The sequence below is a fragment of the Sphingomonas zeae genome (assembly GCF_014197135.1).
Classification (GTDB): Bacteria; Pseudomonadota; Alphaproteobacteria; order Sphingomonadales; family Sphingomonadaceae; genus Sphingomonas; species Sphingomonas zeae.
Map to the genome: position 1 here is coordinate 22,747 of NZ_JACIFA010000002.1, position 19,263 is coordinate 42,009.

14 protein-coding genes, 1 tRNA gene and 2 riboswitches are annotated in these 19,263 nt (G+C 65.5%); of the genes, 4 read left to right on the forward strand and 11 right to left on the reverse strand.

Annotated features, from left to right (window positions below; all coding sequences use genetic code 11):
- Nucleotides 1-5 precede the first annotated feature (5 nt).
- The 5 genes from GGR45_RS03185 to GGR45_RS03205 form a co-directional block, all read right to left on the reverse strand.
- Nucleotides 6-2,759, reverse strand: coding sequence for a TonB-dependent receptor (locus GGR45_RS03185; protein WP_175312719.1), 2,754 nt, complete (start codon nucleotides 2,757-2,759; stop codon nucleotides 6-8).
- 323 nt (nucleotides 2,760-3,082) lie between these two features.
- Entirely contained in the window at nucleotides 3,083-5,221 is a 2,139-nt protein-coding gene (gene ligA / locus GGR45_RS03190) for an NAD-dependent DNA ligase LigA (RefSeq protein ID WP_175312720.1), read from the reverse strand.
- Between the two features lie 65 nt (nucleotides 5,222-5,286).
- Nucleotides 5,287-5,442 carry a hypothetical protein gene (locus GGR45_RS03195; RefSeq protein WP_175312721.1) on the reverse strand — a complete coding sequence of 52 codons (156 nt, stop codon included), beginning with the start codon at nucleotides 5,440-5,442 and terminating at the stop codon, nucleotides 5,287-5,289.
- A gap of 136 nt (nucleotides 5,443-5,578) precedes the next feature.
- Nucleotides 5,579-7,240, reverse strand: a complete 1,662-nt coding sequence (recN, locus tag GGR45_RS03200; protein WP_175312722.1) for a DNA repair protein RecN — start codon at nucleotides 7,238-7,240, stop codon at nucleotides 5,579-5,581.
- Between the two features lie 250 nt (nucleotides 7,241-7,490).
- Nucleotides 7,491-8,426, reverse strand: a complete 936-nt coding sequence (locus tag GGR45_RS03205) for an outer membrane protein assembly factor BamD (protein WP_175312723.1) — start codon at nucleotides 8,424-8,426, stop codon at nucleotides 7,491-7,493.
- A 194-nt stretch (nucleotides 8,427-8,620) separates the two neighbouring features.
- Here GGR45_RS03205 and GGR45_RS03210 point away from each other — a divergent pair, with 194 nt between their 5' ends.
- Nucleotides 8,621-9,445 carry a pirin family protein gene (locus GGR45_RS03210; RefSeq protein ID WP_175312724.1) on the forward strand — a complete coding sequence of 275 codons (825 nt, stop codon included), beginning with the start codon at nucleotides 8,621-8,623 and terminating at the stop codon, nucleotides 9,443-9,445.
- Between the two features lie 76 nt (nucleotides 9,446-9,521).
- Here the strand turns inward: GGR45_RS03210 and GGR45_RS03215 are convergent, their stop codons facing one another.
- On the reverse strand, nucleotides 9,522-10,964 hold the full coding sequence (locus GGR45_RS03215; protein WP_175312725.1) for a S41 family peptidase: 1,443 nt from the start codon (nucleotides 10,962-10,964) through the stop codon (nucleotides 9,522-9,524).
- 201 nt (nucleotides 10,965-11,165) lie between these two features.
- Between GGR45_RS03215 and GGR45_RS03220 the strand changes: the two genes are divergently transcribed.
- A complete protein-coding gene (locus GGR45_RS03220; RefSeq protein WP_175312726.1) occupies nucleotides 11,166-12,338 on the forward strand; it encodes a glycosyltransferase in 1,173 nt (390 codons plus the stop codon).
- A gap of 145 nt (nucleotides 12,339-12,483) precedes the next feature.
- Here the strand turns inward: GGR45_RS03220 and GGR45_RS03225 are convergent, their stop codons facing one another.
- Genes GGR45_RS03225 through yajC form a run of 4 tightly spaced genes read right to left on the reverse strand, consistent with a single transcriptional unit; the run spans nucleotide 12,484 to nucleotide 15,833 of the window.
- Nucleotides 12,484-12,867 carry an Mth938-like domain-containing protein gene (locus GGR45_RS03225; RefSeq protein ID WP_175312727.1) on the reverse strand — a complete coding sequence of 128 codons (384 nt, stop codon included), beginning with the start codon at nucleotides 12,865-12,867 and terminating at the stop codon, nucleotides 12,484-12,486.
- A 9-nt stretch (nucleotides 12,868-12,876) separates the two neighbouring features.
- Entirely contained in the window at nucleotides 12,877-13,857 is a 981-nt protein-coding gene (secF, locus tag GGR45_RS03230) for a protein translocase subunit SecF (RefSeq protein WP_175312728.1), read from the reverse strand.
- 16 nt (nucleotides 13,858-13,873) lie between these two features.
- Nucleotides 13,874-15,478 carry a protein translocase subunit SecD gene (gene secD / locus GGR45_RS03235; protein ID WP_175312729.1) on the reverse strand — a complete coding sequence of 535 codons (1,605 nt, stop codon included), beginning with the start codon at nucleotides 15,476-15,478 and terminating at the stop codon, nucleotides 13,874-13,876.
- A gap of 4 nt (nucleotides 15,479-15,482) precedes the next feature.
- On the reverse strand, nucleotides 15,483-15,833 hold the full coding sequence (yajC, locus tag GGR45_RS03240; RefSeq protein ID WP_415640673.1) for a preprotein translocase subunit YajC: 351 nt from the start codon (nucleotides 15,831-15,833) through the stop codon (nucleotides 15,483-15,485).
- A gap of 192 nt (nucleotides 15,834-16,025) precedes the next feature.
- Here yajC and GGR45_RS03245 point away from each other — a divergent pair.
- Nucleotides 16,026-16,102 (forward strand) — tRNA-Pro (locus tag GGR45_RS03245).
- A gap of 709 nt (nucleotides 16,103-16,811) precedes the next feature.
- On the opposite strand, the gene GGR45_RS03250 is transcribed toward GGR45_RS03245, so the two are convergent.
- Complete coding sequence (locus GGR45_RS03250; RefSeq protein ID WP_175312730.1) at nucleotides 16,812-17,387, reverse strand: septal ring lytic transglycosylase RlpA family protein; 576 nt, start codon at nucleotides 17,385-17,387, stop codon at nucleotides 16,812-16,814.
- Between the two features lie 100 nt (nucleotides 17,388-17,487).
- Nucleotides 17,488-17,689: riboswitch (cobalamin riboswitch) on the forward strand.
- A 158-nt stretch (nucleotides 17,690-17,847) separates the two neighbouring features.
- Here GGR45_RS03250 and GGR45_RS03255 point away from each other — a divergent pair.
- A complete protein-coding gene (locus GGR45_RS03255) occupies nucleotides 17,848-18,903 on the forward strand; it encodes a HoxN/HupN/NixA family nickel/cobalt transporter (RefSeq protein ID WP_175312731.1) in 1,056 nt (351 codons plus the stop codon).
- A 22-nt stretch (nucleotides 18,904-18,925) separates the two neighbouring features.
- Nucleotides 18,926-19,125: riboswitch (cobalamin riboswitch) on the forward strand.
- Nucleotides 19,126-19,263: the final 138 nt, after the last annotated feature.

Consider the following 19,263-nt stretch of genomic DNA (forward strand, 5'->3'; position numbering starts at 1 on the left):
TCGACTTAGAACTGCGTGTTGAGCGACACGATCAGCGCGCGCGGCGAACCGATCTGCACAAAGGGTAGCGATGAGACGACATTGGCCGTCTGGCCCGCCTGACCCAAGCCGCCGACATAGAAGGTGTTGAACACATTCTGAAGGTTCAACTGGATGTAGGTCTTGTCCGTGCCGATGCCGGTCCAACCCAGCGCGATGCGGGCGTCAAGATCGACGGTCGTGTAGCCCGGAGCATAGGCGCCATAGGTCTGGTACTGGATGCCGCGCGTGCCGCTGAACGACGCAGGGACGTTGGCCACGGTCGGGCACACATTGTTGATGAGCGCCACGGTGCAGGCGAACTGCGGCAGGTTCTGATCGTTCAGATAACGACGCCCGGTGCGCTTGGCCTGGACACCTAGGTCAACCGGACCCAGCGTGGCTTGGGCACGGCCGCCGAAGGTGTAAACTGGCGCACCCGATTCTCGCTTGCCAGCGGTCAGCGCATAGACCGGCGCGCCAGCGGCCGAACAGTTTGTCGTGGTGTTCGCAGCCGTCAGCGTGGTTGGGCAGCGGCCCAGCACCACGTCGTTCTTTATCTCCGACTTCAGGTATGAACCGAAGACATAGAGCGTCACATCGTCGACTGGACGATAGGCGATGGAGCCGTCGATGCCGTACTTATCGACGCGGCCCAAGTTGCGATAGATCGTCTGCTGGGTGTCTACGTCATAGGCCGAGGCCAGGCGGTTGCTGAACTTGGTGTACCACAGGCCGACCTGCGCCTGAATACGATTGGTCGTGTAGCGGGCGCCAAGGTCGAAATTGTCCGAGAATTCAGGCTTCGGATTGGCCGCCTCGGTACCCGCCGGATAGTACAGGGTCTGATACAGATTGTCGGTGCCCGGAACCTGGAAACCGCGCGAATAATTCGCGAAGACCGACGCGCTGCTGTCCAGGCGATAGGTGAAGCCCGCGCTCGGCAGGACGCGGTTGTAGCGCAGGACACGCTGCTGCGGCACAGCGTAGCCCGTGACCGTGTTGGTCGTCGCATTGTACGAATATGGGTTCTGAGCGGCATAAGCGGCATTTGCGGCATCGTTGCCGCGGCCCAGACAGTCGACATTGCCGCCGCCCGAGGTGACGAAGCAGAAGTTGTTCAGGTCACGCTTAAACCACGGTGCGCGAACACCGGCCTGGATGGTCAGGGCGTCGTCGAAGAACTTGCCGGTATATTCGCCCGACACCTGATCCAGGATCGCGAAGGACTGGCGATCGCGCTTCTGCACAGCAAAGCCGTTCGCCGCGAGGATCGGGTTATTAATCGGGAAGACGTCGAATGGCTGACCGTTCAGCTGAAGATAGCCCAACTCGCCGGTCTGACGGTGACGCGCATATTCGTGGGTATAGGCAATACGAATTGTCTGGCCCCGCGCGATGTCATAGCGCAGCGACGAGATCACGCCGTAGCGGTGCGTGACCGTCTGGCTCGGGGCCAGCAGCGTTACGCCCCCATTGGTTGTGGTGCCGCCAATGGCCGTCGTACGATCGAGCAGATCGCCGTCGCCGTTCAAGTCGCGACCAAAATAATAGTTGTTGCCAATAAAGCCGTAGAAGGTCTGGCCGTTGCGGGTGAAGCCGCCTTCCTGACCGCGCACCGTGCCGCCGCCATTGGCCTTGGTGTACTGATAGTAAGGATCAGCCGATAGGATGAGGTTATCGGCCAGCGTGAAGCGCGAATTGATGCGAATGTTCGAAGTATTCGACGGGTTGTAGCGCTCGTCGAAACTGGTGCCGCAGCTATTGGGCACATCGTTGACGCCCGCTTGCGGCGTGTCAATCTGGCAGCGAGCCACATTGTATGGCAGTTCGTCGCGGCTATTGGGAAAGCGGTTGTTCGAACCCGTGCCCGCCGTGCGGACTGCACCGGTCACCAGTGTTGGGGCAGCGGCGTTCGGGCCGGTGCCGCCGATCGAGGTGAAGACGTTGGTGTCGTTGCGCAGCGGAGCCGAACCAAAGAAGTTGTTACGGTTCTGGTTATAATGACCCGAAATGGCGATGAAGTCGCCATTGCCGCCAATTGGCTGATAAACCTTAGCGTTATACTGCTGCTTGTTAATCTTGCCGTAATTGTTGAACACGACATCGTTGGTGGCGCTGCTGCCCGCGATCCATGCCTTGGTGCCCCAAGGAGTGAAGACGCCAGTGTTAACAAGGCCGAATACACGGAAGAAGCTGTAGTCGCCGACCGAGCCGACCATGCGCGCCCCGAAATTGTCGGAGGGCATCAAACTGCGATAATTGACGGTCGAGCCGGTCGCGGCGGCAGTCGGCGAGTCGACGTCGGTGGTGCCCAAGTTGACGTTGACCTGCTCGATCAGTTCGGGGTCGAGCTGTTGGTTGGAATAGATCGCATAGTTGCCGGTATCGTTCAGCGGAATACCGTCGAAGGTCTGGCTGATGCGGGTCGAGTCGAAACCACGAATGGTCAGCGTGCCGCCAGCCGAACCGAACGGATCGTTGTTCTGGAAGCTGACGCCCGGCAGATTGTTGATGATTTCGTTGACGCTCTGACCCGGCGTCTGGCGGCTGATGAACTGCTGCGTCAGCACGGCCTTGTTACGGGTCGTGTCGACCGTCTTGACGCCGCCGACGCTGTCATTGCGGCTGCCGGTGACGACGACTTCTTCGGCATCCACCGAGCCGGTCGACTGAGCCGACGCCGCCGCCGGAATGGCGAGCGCGATGACAGCCGCGCCCAGGAAAAGCGAATTACGCATGAGTTATAAGTCCCCTTTTCGCGCGCGAAGCGGCGCGGTCCGACCGCTTCTGCGGCTCGGTTGAGCGTGCCCCTGCGCTACGAACATTGCCGTTATGTTACAAAGACCGGGGCAGGGACAGGGGGGGCTGCACTCCGTTGGCGGGCGTTGCAGTTTGGCAACGGTCATGCGGACAGTCGGGCGCTATGTATTTCAGATCGTACGGAAAATCATCGGAGGCACCGTTCGGCCGGGCGGGGTGATGCCCGCTACCAGGTCAGACGCGCGACCTGGCCGCCGCCCCGGACGCTTTGTGACGGGCGTTTCACGCGACGCCGCGCCGGTCAGTTCTTTGCCACCAGCACGTTCCAGGCGGCCTCGTCGATCACCGGTATGCCCAGATCCTGCGCCTTTTTCAGCTTCGATCCCGCCCCCGGCCCGGCGATGACCAGGTCGGTCTTGGCCGAAACGGAGCCTGAGACCCGCGCGCCCAGCGCTTCGGCCTGCGCCTTGGCCTCGTCCCGGGACAGGGTTTCCAGCGTGCCGGTGAAGACCAGGGTCTTGCCCGTCACCTCCGATTCGCGTGTCTGGTGAACGGTGTCGGCGGGCGTCACTTCGCTCAGCAGGTCGTCGACGACGGCGCGGTTATGCTCCTCGGCGAAGAAGTCGAGCAGCGCGTCGGCGACTTCGGGACCGATCTGGGGCGTGTCGATCGCCGCCACGATCGCGCGCTGGCGGCGCAGTTCGAACTTGCGCTCGGGCTCGCCCAGCGCGGGGACGGTCTGGCTGCGGATTTGGAGCGCGGCGTCGATCATCGCATGGAATCCCGCCATCGACACGAAGCGGCGGGCCAGGTCGCGGGCGGTGATCTCACCGACATGGCGGATGCCGAGCGCGAACAGGAAGCGGTCGAGCGCGATCTCGCGGCGGGCGTCGATCGCGGCGAGCAGCTTGTCGACGACCAGTTCGGACATGCGCTCGCGCTGGATCAGCGCTTCGCGATGCCGGTGCAGACGAAAGATGTCGGCGGGCGAGGCGATCAAGCCGTCGCGGAAGAATTCCTCGACGCGAACCAGGCCCAGCCCGGTGATGTCGAAGGCATGGCGCGATACGAAATGGATCAGCCGCTCGACGCGCTGCGCCGGGCAGATCAGCCCGCCGGCGCAGCGGATGACGACCTCCCCCTCCTCGCGCGTTGCGAGACTCCCGCATTCGGGGCAGTGGTCGGGGAATATGAATGGCTCGCGCGGTGTCTCGCGGGTCAGGTTCTCGACGATCTGCGGTATCACGTCGCCGGCGCGTTGCAGGATCACGCGGTCGCCGGGGCGGACGCCCAGCCGCTCGATCTCGTCGGCATTGTGCAGCGTGGCGTTGGTCACGACGACCCCGCCGACCGTCACCGGCTCCAGCCGCGCGACCGGCGTCAGCGCGCCGGTGCGGCCGACCTGAATGTCGATCTTCTCCAACGTGGTCTGCGCGCGCTCGGCAGGGAATTTGTGTGCGACCGCCCAGCGCGGCGTGCGCCCGACAATGCCGAGTCGCGTCTGCCAATCGAGCCGATCGACCTTGTAGACGACGCCGTCGATATCGAAGGGCAGGTCGGCACGCTGCGCCTCGATCTCGCGGTAAATGGTCAGTGCGGCGGCGGCGTCGGGGACCCGGGCAAAGGCGTCGGCGATGGGAAAGCCCCAGCGGCGCCACGTCTCGACCATGTCGAACTGGGTTTCGACCGGCACCGCGCTCGCCTCGCCCCAGCCATGCGCGAGGAAGCGTAACGGACGTCCGGCGGTGATCGCGGGGTTCTTCTGGCGCAGCGATCCGGCGGCGGCGTTACGCGGATTGGCGAACTGGCGCGCCTCCTTGCCGGTGTCGGCCGCTTCCTGAGCCAGCCGGGCGTTGAGCGCGGCGAAATCGGCCTTGCTCATATAGACCTCGCCGCGCACCTCGAAGACCTGCGGCGCGTCGGCGGGCAGGGTCTGGGGAATGTCGGCGATGGTGCGGACATTCTCGGTCACGTCCTCACCGATCGCGCCGTCGCCGCGGGTCAGCGCCTGGACCAGCCGCCCGTCGACATAGCGCAGCGAACAGGACAGACCATCGATCTTGGGCTCGGCGGTCAGGGTGACGGGTTCGTCTTCGGCCAGCTTCAGATAGCGGCGGACGCGTCCGACGAATTCCTCGACTTCCTCGTCGGCAAAGGCATTGTCCAGGCTGGTCATCGGCCGCGCGTGGGGCACCTTGGCCAGATGCGCGGCGGGTGCGGCGCCGACCTGGGTATTGGGCGAATCGGGTCGGATCAGATGCGGAAAGGCGGCTTCGATCGCGGTGTTGTGGCGGACCAGCGCGTCGTAATCGGCGTCCGAAATCTCGGGCGCATCCTCGCTATGGTAGAGGCGGTTATGATGAGCGATCTCACGCGCCAGGCGGTCCAGCTCGGCGGCGGCTTCGAGATCGGTCTGCGGCAGGGTCTGAGGTGCAGTCACGCGGCCCGTGCTAGTCCAGCCGTGACAGCGGGATCAAGCCGTTGCGCCCGCGCGGCCCGCGATATTCAGGAAACCGAGTCGGCCGGCGGCGCCACGTCCAAGGCCTGGCCGTGATCGATCATCCAGCTGACGGCCTGTTCGATATGGATTGCCACCATCGGCAGTTCCAACCGGTCGGCCAAGACCAGGCAGGATTGCAGACCCGCGATCAAGGCGGTCATATCGTTTGCATCGATAGTCGGAACGATAGAAGCTACGATATTCGGCATCCGATAAGTCCATGAAAACCGGCGACGACCCCACCCCTCCGTCAGCCGAGTTTTCTATCAGCTATAAAATAACATTCTATAAATTTCGTCAGCTTTCGAGCAATCGATCCGCCTGGGCACGCGCCTCGTCGGTAATGGTCGCGCCCGACAGCATCCGGGCAATCTCCTCACGCCGTTCCTCGTCACTCAAGGTGCGGACGCCGGTACGGGTAACGGTACCGTCATGGCTTTTGGCGATCAGCAGATGTGCCGCCCCGCGCGCCGCCACCTGCGGGCTGTGGGTGACGACGAGCAACTGGGTGCGGCCCGCCAGCCGATGCAGCCGGTCGCCGATCGCCGAGGCCACGGCGCCGCCGACGCCGCGATCAATCTCGTCGAAGATCATCGTCGTGGCGCCGCCCTCCTCGGCCAGCGCGACCTTCAACGCCAGGATGAAGCGCGACAATTCGCCACCGCTGGCGATCTTCATCAGGGGAGCGAAGGGTGCGCCGGGGTTGGTCGAAATCTCGAACTCCACCCGGTCCTTGCCCGCCGCCGACCACCCCGATGCTTCGAGTGGTGCGACGATGGTACGAAACCGCGCGGCGTCGAGCTTCAACGGAGCCAACTCGCCCTTTACCGCTTGATCCAGCCGTTCGGCGGCGGCTGTGCGCGCAGCCGTGACTTTCGCAGCGTGTTTGTCATAGGCGGCCCGCGCGGTCGCGACCGCCGCTTCCAGTCGGCCGATGCCTTCCTCTCCCGCATCGAGCCGTTCGAGCCGCCCGCGCAGCTGCTCGGTCAGCTCGGCTAGATCATCGGGCTGGACCCGATGCTTGCGCGCCATGCCGCGCAGTTCGAACAGCCGGGCCTCATCCTCTTCCAGCGCGCGGGGATCATAGGCGAGTTCGCGTTGCGCCTCGATCAGGCGTTCCTCGGCCAGCGACGCCTCGATCACCGCACGGTCGATGGCCGCCAGCGCTTCGGCGAGCGCGGGATGGTCCCCGCCGATCCGCTCCAGCACGCGTGCGGCCTGGCGCAACCCCGCCAGCGCGCCGTCCGATCCTTGCAGATGGTCCTCGATCGCGCCCAGCTCGCCCGCGATCTTTTCGGAACGCTGCATGGTGCGGCGTCGGTCGGCCAGTGCCTCTTCCTCGCCGGGTTCGGGGGCGAGCTTGGTCAGTTCGGCGACCGCATGTTCCAGCCATTCGCGGTCGCGGGCCGCCGTCTCGATCTCCTCGCGCGCGGCGGTCAACGCGGCTTCGGCCTCGCGAAATTGCGCCCAGGCGGCGGCGACCGCGCCGGTGTCGATCCGCCCAAAGCTGTCGAGCATCATCCGGTGGCCGCGTGGGTTCAGCAGGCCGCGATCGTCATGCTGGCCATGAATCTCGACCAGATAGGGAGCGATCTCGCGCAGCAAGGCGGCGGAGGCGGGCTGGCTGTTGACGAAGCCCCGGCTTCCGCCATCGGCCTTCACCTGACGCCGCACGATCAGCGGCTCACCCGGTTCGACCGCGATGCCCGCCTCGTCGAGAATGGCGGCCAGGCGGCTGTCGGGGGCGGGGGGCTCGAAACTGGCGGTAACGATGGCCTGTCCCGCGCCGTGGCGGACCAGCCCGCTGTCGCCGCGCCCACCCAGCGCCAGCCCGAGCGCGTCGAGCAGGATCGATTTGCCCGCCCCGGTCTCACCGGTCAGAACGCCGAGGCCCCGGCCGAAATCCAAGTCCAGAGCCTCGATCAGGACGACATCACGAATGGACAGCGCGGTCAGCATGGCGCGCGATATAAAGCCAAATGCGGCGCGATGTTATCCCCCGTCGCAAAAATGATCCCGATTTGTTCGGGAGGGGGCCGGTCGCTACGAAATCTTATTCCGCTCCCGCAAGGGGAGGGGGACCAGCGAAGCTGGTGGAGAGGGGCTCGGGTCGCGAGGATGGGCGTCCTCGCCACGGGCACACCCCTCCGTCAAGCCTGCGGCCCGCAACCTTCCGCTGCAGGGGAGGAAAGCTGGCTTACCTGAAAACTCAACCCGTGGGCGAGCTGTTGTTGCCGGTCGGGGTCGGACGGCCCGGCGCCGCCGCGCTCGGCGTGACGGTGCCGCCGCTGCCGGGCAGGCCGATATTGACCGAACCCGGCGTACCGGTCGGCACCACGGGCTGGCCTGGCTGGATCGGGGGGATCGTCTGTACCGGATATTCGCGCATCAGCTTGTACGCGCGGTTATACCAGTCGCTGCCCGGATAATTGGCACCCAGCACGGCGGCGGAACGCTCCGCCTCGCCGCGCACGCCCAGCGCCAGATAGGTCTCGACCAGACGCATCAGCGCCTCGGGCGTGTGGCTGGTCGTCTGGTACTTGTCGACGACGGTGCGGAAGCGCATCGACGCGGCCAGCCACTGGTGCCGATCCTCGTAGAAGCGGCCGATCTCCATCTCCTTGCCCGCCAAGTGATCGTTGACCAGATCGACCTTCAACCGCGAATCGGCGGCATAGCGGCTGTTGGGATAGCGGCGCATCAGTTCGCCCAGCGCGTCGAGCGCCTGGCGAGTGATCTTCTGGTCGCGGGTCACGTCCTGGATCTGCTCATAATAGCCGAGCGCGATCAGATAATAGGCATAGGGCGCGTCGCGATTGCCCGGATGGACCGAGATGAAACGCTGCGCTGATTGGATCGACTGGGTATAGTCGCGACCCAGATAATAGCTGAACGCGCTCATCAGCTGCGCGCGGCGAGCCCAGATCGAATAGGGGTGCTGACGCTCCACCTCGTCGAACAGCAGCGCGGCCTCCTTATAGCGGTGCTGGTCCAGCCGGTTCTTGGCGGCCGTGTACAGCGTGCCGACGTCGCGCGCGACATAAGGCAGGTCAGTGCGGGTACGGTTGCGGGCGCAACCCGCGATCGGAAGGGCCAGAGCGGCGATCAGCGCCAGCGACAGCGCACGGGAACGGGGGTTACGCATCGCGCATGTCCTTAGCGCAGCATTGGGGCGGGGAACAGTCCTTCCCGCACAACCGTAACGATAGGCCGTGACGACAGACGACTTGCCATTCCGATAGCGCTCGCGGCATGGGGCGAGCTCGGGCCGGGCGGCACGGAACGCCCCCAAGGCCCCGACGGTTCTGCCGTCGCCCGATCGGAAGGAATCGAACGACCATGCCCGCCACGATGCTCCAAACCCACCGCGTCGAAAAACCCTGGGGCCGCCACACGCTGTATCCGGGGTTCGAGGATGTTGCGCCGGGCAGCGCGCCCGTCGGCGAGGTCTGGTTCCAGGAACCCGGCGACACCTCGCCCGACCTGCTCATCAAATATCTGTTCACCAGTGAGAAGCTGTCGGTGCAGGTCCACCCGGATGACGAACAGGCCCATGCCCGTGGCCTGCCGCGCGGCAAGGACGAGTGCTGGACCATCCTCACCGCCGAGCCCGATTCGACTATCGCGCTGGGGCCGAAGGCGCCGATGACCAAGGAACAGTTGCGCAGCCATGCACGGGACGGCTCGGTCGAGGCGGATCTGGACTGGGTGCCCGTGAAGGAGGGTGATTTCTACTACGCGCCCTCGGGCACCATCCATGCGATCGGCGCAGGGCTTACCGTGATCGAGGTCCAGCAGAACAGCGAAACCACCTATCGCCTCTATGACTATGGCAGCGACCGCGAGCTCCATCTGGAGGACGGGGTCGATGTCGCGCATCTGACGCCTTACGAACCGATCGTCTCGCCCGGTGCAGCGGGCGAGGGGCGCGACATCCTGGTCGAAGGACCCAAATTCGTGCTGGAGCGCTGGGCGGCGGGCGACCATGCGGTGGCCTTGCCCGAGGGGCGGACGGCGTGGCTGATCCCGATCACCGGGTCGGGCGAGGTCGCGGGCGTTGCGTTCAAGGCGGGCCAGTGCCTGACCGTGACGGGCCAGGAAACGGTGACGCTGTCGGCAGACGGCGATGCGCTGTTTGCCTATGCGGGTACGAAGCGGCTCTGAAAATCCCTCCCAAGGGGGGCAGGGCGAAGCCCTGACGGGGGGTGTCACCATCAGCGGTGACACCCCTCCACCGATTTTAGAACAAGCCAGGCACGTCACGCTGTGCGACCGAGGGACGGTCGGGCTGCAGCAGCTTGCGCGGACCGGTCCCGACCGCCTGCGCACTGGCACTCGCACTGATCGGGGTGCAGCTCTTGCCCTGCAGGAAGTTGAGCGCGGCGCGGGTCGAGGCTTCCTGCGGATCGCCCATGCTGCGGGTCAGGTCGTCGCTGGCCGTGCAACTGGCGGGTACCACGCCAGCCAGGCCGTTATAATAATCGCCCTGCTTGTTGGCGTTCTGCAGCGAGATCGCGATCACGCGCAGCCGGTCGTCGCACTGGGCATTGTCGCGGGCAATCTGGCCCACCGGCTTGCCATAAGTGTTGGCGCCGATCAGCCCCGTATTCGCGCCCATATAGGGCAGGGTGCGATTGAGGACCAACTCGCTGGCCGAGGCGGTGCCGCCCGTGCCGATAAAGGCGAGGCGGGTCGGCACAATCGATTCGGGCTGTGGCGCAAAATAGGTCGTCTGGTTGTTCGACGCCTTGCTGGCGCGATAGGCGACATAGCCCATCACGTCCGACGTCTGGCGATTGCCGCCCAGCAGGTTGTTGAACAGGTCGGCGATCGGAATGGCACCGCCGCCATTATAGCGAAGGTCGACGATGACCTGGGTGATGCCCTGCTGCTTGAAGGTCGCGAAGGCGGCGCGCAGTTGCGGATCGGCGGTGCTGATGAAGGTGCGCAGGTTGATATAGCCATAGCGCTGGCCGTTATCGGTGATGATCTGCGTGCCATAGCGCGGCGACACCGGCTGAAGGGTGAAGTCCGCCTTGGTCACCGCCACGGTACGGACATTGCCGCCCGACGAGTCGGCGACGCGGAAATAGCGGGTGGTTCCCGCCGTGTCGCTGCCCAGCGCATTGTACAGGCCGTTATTGGGGTCGGCGCGGACGATATCGGCGATCGACTGGATATTCGACTGGGTGGTGCCGATGCCTTGGATCTCGGTGCCGCGATCGATCCCGGCGGCGAGTGCTGGGCCGCCCTCCATCGATTCGGCGATCATCAGCTTCGACATCGAAGCGTCGGCCGTCAGGCGCCAGCCGAAACCGGCCGAGGAGCCCGAGCTATAATAGGCGTCCTCTTCCTTGATCGAGGTCAGATAGGTGAAATACCGATCCTTGCGCTGCGCCCGCGCGGTCGCGGTCAACGCGTCGATATAATCGCTGACCGTCGTATAGCCCGACGGGTCGAGCGAGGCGGGCAGGGTATCGGGGAACAGATACCATTCGTTCATCTGCGCCCAGACCCAGTTCTGGCGATTGCGCAGCGAGCAGGTGCCGTCGATGGTGCCGGTCGCGGTGCCGCCACCCCCGGTGTTCGATCCGATCGTACTGTTGCTGCCCCCGTCACCGCCGCAACCCGCCAGCGTCGCGCTCAGCGCCAGCAGCGCGCCCCAACGTCCGAATCGGCTCATCGAATCCCCCACCTGAAAGCTGTCGAAAGGATAGCTTGTTGCCGTAACTGTGTCAGGTCCGATCTGTCGAGTTGATGAATGGCGTATATCTTGGCCGTCAGATTTATGATCTTGTAAACGCAAGTCGTGGTTCAGGCGGACGGTGTCGGTCATCATGCCCCGACATCTGCGCTTTTCGCCTCGACAGGAGTATGAGGTCTCATGCTGAACGTGCTGACCCTGTCGAGCCTGTTTCCCGACGCCACGCGTCCGAATTTCGGCATCTTCGTCGAACGACAGACCGCCGCGCTGGCGTCGCGTCCCGGGGTCGCCGTCCGGGTGGTCGCGCCGATCGGCCTGCCGGTCTGGCCTTTGGCTCGCTCGGCCCGATTCCGTGCGCAGGCGGCACTCCCCTTGCGCGAAAATTGGGCGGGGCTGGACGTCAGCCGACCGCGTTTCGTGACGATACCCGGCACCGGCGGACGCTTTCATGTCCCGGCCCTGATCCGCGCGTTGATCCCGGTACTTGACCGGCTGTACGACGAAGCGCGGTTCGACGTGATCGATGCGTCCTTCTTCTTCCCCGATGGCCCGGCGGCGGTCGCGCTGGGGCGGCGTTACGGCGTGCCCGTCTCGATCAAGGCGCGGGGGGCGGACATTCACCTCTGGGGCCGCGCCCCCGCCACCCGTCATCAGGTGGCGCGTGCGGCGATGCAGGCCGACGGCTTGCTGGCGGTCAGCGATGCGATGGCCGATGACGTGGCCGCGCTCGGCGTCTCGAAACACCGCATCCGCGTCCACCATACCGGCGTCGACCAGAGCCGGTTCCAGCCGATCGAACGCGACGGGGCCAAACAGGCGCTGGGCGTTACCGGGCCGCTGGTCGTGTCGCTGGGCGCGCTGATCCCGCGGAAGGGGCATGGCGTGGTGATCGACGCCGTCGCCCGGCTGCCGGGCGTCACCCTGATGATCGTGGGGGAGGGACCGGAGCGTGCCGCGCTCGCCGCCCGGGCCGAGCGCGCCGGGATCGCTGATCGGGTGCGGCTGGTCGGGGCGATTCCCCATGCCGAGTTGCCACCGTTGCTGGGCGCTGCGGATGTGATGGCATTGGCCTCCGCCTCCGAAGGGCTGGCCAATGCCTGGGTCGAGTCGCTCGCCTGCGGAACGCCGGTGGTCATCACCCCAGCCGGCGGGGCGGGCGATGTCGTGACCAGCCGGGTGGCCGGGCGGATCGCGCTGGCCGATCCGGGCGAATTCGCCGCCGCGATTCTCGACGTGCTGGATCAGGCGGCCGACCCCTGGGCGGTGCGCGCGGTGGTGCGTGACTTTACCTGGGCGGCCAATGCGGCGGCGTTGCACTCGCACCTGGCGGAACTGGTCGCGCGCGGGCGGTAGGCAAATCATCCTCCCCGGCACGGGGAGGGGGACCAGCCGCAGGCTGGTGGCGGGGGCGTGTTGCAAGCGACGTGCTGCGGGGAAGCCCCCCTCCGTCAGGCCTTTGGCCCGCCACCTTCCCGCGAGCGGGGAGGATCGATTCTACTCAGGCGTCGAGCGGGTAGAGGGCGGCGCAGAGCTTGCGGCCCTCGCTGCGCAGCACGCCCCAGGCGCGCGCGGCGGCGCGGCTGTCCATGACTTCGACGCCCAGCCCGCGCGCTTCCAGCGCGGCGACGAACGCGACGGGCGCGCGGCGCAGGGTCGCGCCCGTGCCGAGCAACAGGAATTCGGGGGCTTCGTCGACCAGCGCCGCGACCGATTCGGGGGTCAGCGCGTCGAACGGCGGCGGGCTCCATGGCTCATGCCAGTCGGGCGAGAGCAGCAGCGCGGGATAGGCGATCTCGCCCACCCGAAAGCCCGTGGCGGCAAAGCCACGGACGATCGGGCCGGGCGCGGTGGGATCGCGCGTGATGCGGATCGAGTCGCTCATCCCGCCGACTTACTCCTCACGCGGGGTGATGCGTTCGGCGTCGGCCACCTTGCGCTTGTCGGTGGTACCCGGCTTCTCGCGGTTGGGCTCGGCGCGCAGGCCCAGCGTGATGAGCAGCGAGGACGATACGTAGATCGACGAATAGGTGCCGACCACGATGCCCAGGATCATCGCCGCGGTGAAGCCGCGCAGCACATGGCCGCCCAGCAGCAGCAGCGCCATCAGCGCCAGCAGGATCGTGACCGAGGTCATGACCGTGCGCGGCAGCGTCTCGTTCACCGACAGGTTGATGATCTCGCGCATGTCCATCTTGCGATAGCGGCGCATATTCTCGCGGATGCGGTCATCGATGACGATCTTGTCGTTGATCGAATAGCCGATGATGGTCAGGAACGCCGCGATGATCGTCAGGTCGACTTCAAATCGCGTGATCGCGAAGAAGCCCAGCGTGACGAGAAGATCGTGGACGATGGCGACGATGGTCGACACGCCGAACTGCCATTCGAAGCGGAAGATGGCGAACAGGCCGATGCCCAGCACCGCCAGGACCACCGCCAGGACGCCGTGCTTGATGAGTTCGCCCGAGACCTTGCCCGACACCGTGTCGTAACGGCTGAAGGTCGCGCCGGGGAATTGCTGGCCGAGCGCCGTCTCGACCTTGCGGACAACGGCATTGGTCGCGCCTTCGTCATTCGAGTTGGGCGCGGGCAGGCGGATGCTGATGGTGCGGCCGTCGCCGACCGTCTGGATATTGGCTTCACCGACGCCCAGCCCGTCGATCACCGAGCGGACCCGGTCGGCCGAAGGCGGGGTGGGGAACTTCTCTTCGATCATCAGGCCGCCGACAAAGTCGACGCCCAGATTGAGGCCCTTGGCGAACGTCACGCCGACCGCCAGCAAAGTGAGCGCGAGCGTCAGCCCGAACGCCCAGCCGCGCAGGCGGACAAAGTCGATGTTCGTGTTGTCGGGGACGAGTTTCAGGAGGCGCATGATCTGTTCTCCTGCCTCAAATATTGATGGTCTTGGGCTTTTCGCGGCGCAACCAGAGCGCCACGAGCATCCGCGTGAAGGTAACGGCGGTGAACACGCTGGTCACGATGCCGATCAGCAGCACGACCGCGAACCCCTTGACCGGGCCGGAGCCGAGCACGAGCATGATGACACCCGAGATGGCGTGGGTCACGTTCGCCTCGAAGATGGTGCGGCTGGCTTCCTTATACCCCAGCTCGACCGCCTGGACGACGTTGCGTCCGCGCCGTCGTTCCTCGCGGATGCGCTCGTTGATGAGCACGTTGGCGTCGACGGCGGTGCCGATGGTCAGCACGAAGCCTGCGATACCCGGCAGGGTCAGCGTCGCGTTTAGCATCGCCATCACGGCCAGGATGACCAGGATGTTGATGATGACCGCGATATTCGCATAGATGCCGAACCGGCCATAGGTCAGGGTCATGAAGATGACCACCGCCAGCGCCGCGATCGCCGAGGCCAGGATGCCCGCATGGATCGAGTCCGCGCCCAGATCGGGGCCGACGGTGCGTTCCTCGATGACCTTCAGATCGATCGGCAGCTTGCCCGAGCGCAGCGAGATCGCCAGCTGGTTGGCCGTCTCAACGGTGAAGTTGCCGCTGATCGAGGCGCGACCGCCGAGGATCGGCTCGTTGATATTGGGGGCCGACAGCACCTGACCATCAAGGATGATCGCGAAGGGCTTGCCGGTGTTTTCCTGCGTGATGCGCGCGAACTTGCGGCCGCCCTGTGCGTCGAAGGTGATCGCCACCTGCGGTGCGTTGGTCTGCTGGTCGAAGGTCTGCTGCGCGTCGATCAGCTGGTCGCCCGAGATGATGACCGGCCGCTTGACCGCGATCACCGGCGCACCCAGCGGATTGCCCGGATAGGGCAGGACCTGGCTACCCGCCGGCGCATTGCCCTTGACCACGTCCACCGGGTTGGCGGTGGTGTCGACCAGCTTGAATTCCAGCTTGGCGGTCTTGCCGATCAGGCTCTTCAGCGCCTGCGGGTCCTGGAGCCCAGGCACCTGCACCACGATGCGGTTGCTGCCCTGCTGAAGGATCGTCGGTTCCTTGGTGCCCAGCGCGTCGATGCGGCGACGCACGACTTCCGTCGCGGTCTTCATCGCCGTGTCGACCGCCTGGTTTAGTCCCGCCTGGGTCGGCTTCAGCACGAAGCGCGAGGTGTCGACGACCTGGATGTCCCATTCGCGCTGGCCGGTCATGCCCGCCCCGCCGCCGGTGATCGCCAGCAACCGCTCGCGCGCCGCATCCACCTGAGAGGGATCGCGCAGCATGAAGCTGAGCTGTCCGCCCCGGACCGAGATGTCACCGATGTCGATGCGGGGCTGGCCCCGGCGCATTTCGGCCGCGACCTGATCGCGCATCGTCTCCAGCCGCGTATTGGCGAGGTCGGACGTGTCCGCCTCCAGCAGCAGATAGCTGCCGCCCGCCAGGTCGAGACCCAGGTTTACGCGCGGATGGGGGATGGCCCCCCATTTGTTGGTGACGCTTTCCGGCAGAAAGCTCGGAATCGCCAGCAGGCACAGGGCGGCCAGCAGCGCGACGATGGAAGCGACCTTCCAGCGGGGGAAATCCAGCATGGGGTCAGTCGTTCGCGGGTTTGGCGGTGGGGTCGATCACGTCGGTCAGCGTCGCCTTGACCACGCGGACGCGGACGTTCGGAGCGATCTCGACCTCGACCAGCTGGTCCTCGACGCGGGTCACCTTGCCGACGATGCCGCCCGCCGTGGTGACCTGATCGCCCTTCTTGACCGCCTCGATCGACGCCTGCAGCGTCTTCATCCGACGCTGTTGCGGGCGGATCATCAGGAAATAGAAGACGACGAAGACGAGGAGCAGCGGCGCGAGGCTGAGGAACGAGGCGGCTCCGCTCGAGGCGGCGGTGCCGGAGGCGGCTGCCATCACGGCGACTGGGGCGGTGAAGGGAATGAACATTCGGACCCGTCTATGCTGAATGGGCACGGGTACGTGTCGACCGATGACGATCGACAAGCCCCCATGTCGGATAGCCTGCCCGCTACCATCGCAGGCGGACAGGCGCAATGGAGAGGCGGATGTGGTGACGGCAGTATCGCAACATCAAGGCTTGCATCCCCGATAAAACCCGCCTAGAGGCCGCCGCTCGGTCGGGGCGTAGCGCAGCCTGGTAGCGCATCACACTGGGGGTGTGGGGGTCGCAGGTTCGAATCCTGTCGCCCCGACCAATCTTCTTCCAACATTGGCGGATGACGATGAAGCGGGCGAAAGCCCGCTTTTTTTCGTATTTGGGCGCGTCCTGTTTATTCGGAGCGATGTGAGGGCCGGGAGATCTGGCGTCATGATGGACCAAATCGCCCAGATCGATTGTCTGCTATTGGTGGTTAGCTGCCGTCAATTCAGCCCGGCAATCTGGGCGGCGCGGGGGTAGGAACGCACTGCCACCCGCATTCTCCTGCCGAGTAGGTGATGATCAGGAGGATTGTGGCTCGCTTGTTGCGAACTGCTGGGGTTGATCTGAGATGTAAACGGCGCGTCAGTGCTAAGCCATGCTCAGCTGCCTCACCGGTCGCTGTCGAATCCGGCTCAACACGGCAAGCGGCGAGCCGTCCCCGCGTCGCGTTGCAAGTGAGAACGGCGGTCCAGCTCTCAGGCCCGAATGCCTTTATATCCGCAGGCAAACTCGATCTGACCGTATCGAATTGTACTGTGCCGGCGAACCGCCGCGGCGTGTCTGCGCAGCCCGTGCCGTCGCAGTACCACGCATCTACCTGGAGATTTCGTGTGGCCAGATACTCCAGGGGTTGATGCCCTGTCCTAATGGCAAAGAGTGCAGCGAGGAAAAACATCAGGCTCATCGCAGCGCTCCGTTCTCATCTGAGGTAGCAATCCTGCACCAGAGGGGCAACGTCCGCTACTGGGCGAAAGCTGCCGTTCCTACCGAACCGTCATCCCCGCCGCCGCGATCTGCGACAGCAGGTTCGCCCGCACCGCATCCGATACCGGAGGCAAGGGCCGCGCGGCCTTGCCGTGGCGCAGGCGTTCGCGGTCCTTTTCGTCCGGCTCGACGACGCGCACGCGTACCGCCGCCTTGCCGACCGCGCGCAGGCCGAGCTGTTCCGCCGCGCCGCGCGAGAGGTCGATGATCCGGGACGATCCCGCGAACGGCCCGCGATCGTTGACCCGCACGATGATCCGCCGCCCGGTGTCGAGCGCCGTCACCTCGACATAGCTGGGCAGGGGCAGGGTGGTGTGCGCCGCCGTCGCCCAGCCGGGGCGGAAGCGTTCGCCGTTCGCGGTGCGCTTGCCCGATTCGTTGCCATACCAGCTGGCATAGCCGAGCATGTCGTAGGTCGTATCCTCGGCGGGGACATAGGTGATGCCGCGCACCGTATAGGGCTTGCCGATCCGCACCGGAAAATCGCTGACTGGCCGGTAATTCCCGCCTGAACAGGCCGCGACCAGGCCGGCCGCCGCCGGCGCCCAGCAACGCCATCTCATCATATTCGCCATATGATCCGGATTAAGCCGCTCGCGTCAGCCGATAAAGCCGTTTGCGCCTCCGCCCACCGCAGACTATCCCCGGGCCGACCGGCAAGGGCTTTCAGCCACGCCGCCGGGCTATCGCATCGGTGCCCCGTGGGGCTTCAAACGGGAATATGGTGCAAATCCATAGCTGTCCCTGCAACTGTAAGCGGTGAGCGCGTGATGCCGGTTCCTGCAACAGGGAACAGCCACTGGAGCGATCCGGGAAGGCCGCATTGCCGACGCTTCGACCCGCAAGCCAGGAGACCTGCCGATGCGAGTCGCTCTTGCCGCGATCCAGGGGATGGTCATGGCCAGGATATATTGTATCATGCGAGCGACGCCATCCGGCCGACCCGAATCGGAAACCCAGCCCGGCGTGCGCCCGCTTGTGGCCGGGGAGGGACGGCCTTAGTCGCAACGGCGCTGTGCAAGGCGTGATCCGCCCATGTCCGAAGTTTCCACTCGCCCCCCGTTGAAGCGCCGCGTCACGCTGCTGATGGGGGCACTGGTCATCGTCAATATCGCCGTCTGGGGCTGGGCGCTCAGCGTCTTTGCGGGCAACAGCCTGATGCTGGGCACCGCTTTGCTCGCCTATAGCCTGGGGCTGCGCCATGCGGTCGATGCCGATCACATCGCCGCCATCGACAATGTCACCCGCAAGCTGATGCAGGACGGCCAGCGCCCCATCGCGGTCGGCCTGTGGTTCGCGATCGGCCATTCCGCCATCGTCCTGATCGCGGCGACCACGGTGGCGCTGGCGGCGAGCACCTTGTCCGACTTCGAGGCGTTCGGGCAGAGCGGCGGGACCATCGCCACCATCGTCTCGGCCAGCTTCCTGTTCGCCATTGCGATCATGAACCTCATCATCCTGCGCGATGTCTGGACCCGCTTCCGCCGCGTCGCGCGCGGCGAGCCGATGGCCGAGGCGGATGCCGATATGCTGTTTTCGGGGCAGGGGCCTTTGTCGCGGCTGTTCCGTCCGCTGTTCCGGCTGATCCGCCGCAGCTGGCACATGGCGCCGCTGGGCTTCCTGTTCGGGCTGGGCTTCGACACCGCGACCGAGGTGGCGATCCTCGGCCTGTCGGGTTCGCATGCCGCCGATGGCGTATCGCTGGCGACGATCCTGGTGTTCCCGGTGCTGTTCGCGGTCGGCATGGCGCTGATCGACACGGCCGACGGTCTGGTGATGCTCGGCGCCTATGAGTGGGCGTTCGTCCATCCGTTGCGCAAACTCTATTACAACATGACGATCACGCTTGTGTCCGCCCTGGTCGCCTTGGTGATCGGGGGCATCCAGGCGACCGCGCTGCTCGCCGAGCGGTTCGGCTGGACGACGGGGCCGTTCCGCTATGCGGGGGCGCTGGCGGAGCATTTCAACGTGCTCGGCTTCGCCATCGTGGGGCTGTTCGTCGTCTGTTGGGGCGTGAGCTTCCTCCTCTATCGCTGGCGCGGTTTCGCGGCGATGGAAGCGCGAATTGCAAAGCCCGGCGGGGCGGGATAAATGCCGCATATCGGGGACGAAAGCCCTCGAAGATCGCGCCGGTGCCCGCAAGGGCTTCAAACGGGAATGGGGTGAAAATCCCCGGCTGTCCCTGCAACTGTAAGCGGTGAGCGAGCGATGCTGGTGCTCCCATGAGGGCACGGCCACTGGAGTGATCCGGGAAGGCGCATCCCCTTGCTTCGACCCGCGAGCCAGGAGACCTGCCGGCGTCATGGTCGCTCTTGCCTGGACCCAGGGGGTGGTCGGGGCACGGTTCTCCGTCGGGGAGCGACGAAGCCATGCGGCCGGGGCCGCATCGGTCGCTGGGCAGCGGGGCGGACGCATTCGACAGCGCCCGTCCGTCACCGCTCCGGCGATTGG